The organism is Psychrobacter sp. GW64-MNA-CIBAN-0177, from assembly GCF_040309585.1.
In the GTDB taxonomy this organism is placed as follows: domain Bacteria; phylum Pseudomonadota; class Gammaproteobacteria; order Pseudomonadales; family Moraxellaceae; genus Psychrobacter; species Psychrobacter okhotskensis.
In genome coordinates this window covers 1-242 of sequence record NZ_JBEOOY010000542.1, presented here as the reverse complement: position 1 = coordinate 242, position 242 = coordinate 1, and the positions used below count along the sequence as shown (strand labels likewise).

Sequence of the window (242 nt, the reverse complement as noted above, 5' to 3'; positions counted from 1 at the left end):
ATCTTCATAGCCAGAGTTGTTAGCGAGCTCTTGTTTATACTTATTCGCCATAGCCTCATCGAGATTAGACAGCTCAGAGCTTTCGCAAATGGTTTTTTCGACCCAAGTTGCAGCTTTTTCACAATCAAAGCTAGCTGAATGAGCATGAGTAAATAATAAGGCAGTTCCTAAAGTACTTAAAATGATTGAAGTTAGTTTTTTCATATTGCTCTCGTTCTTTAAGGCTAAAGTCTATTGTAGAA

General features: G+C 36.8%; 1 protein-coding gene. It reads right to left on the bottom strand.

What is annotated here, in order from left to right; genetic code table 11:
* Nucleotides 1-204, bottom strand: a 204-nt coding sequence (locus tag AAEY79_RS16145) for a lysozyme inhibitor LprI family protein (RefSeq protein ID WP_407074215.1), incomplete at its 3' end; no start/stop codon positions are given.
* Nucleotides 205-242 lie beyond the last annotated feature (38 nt).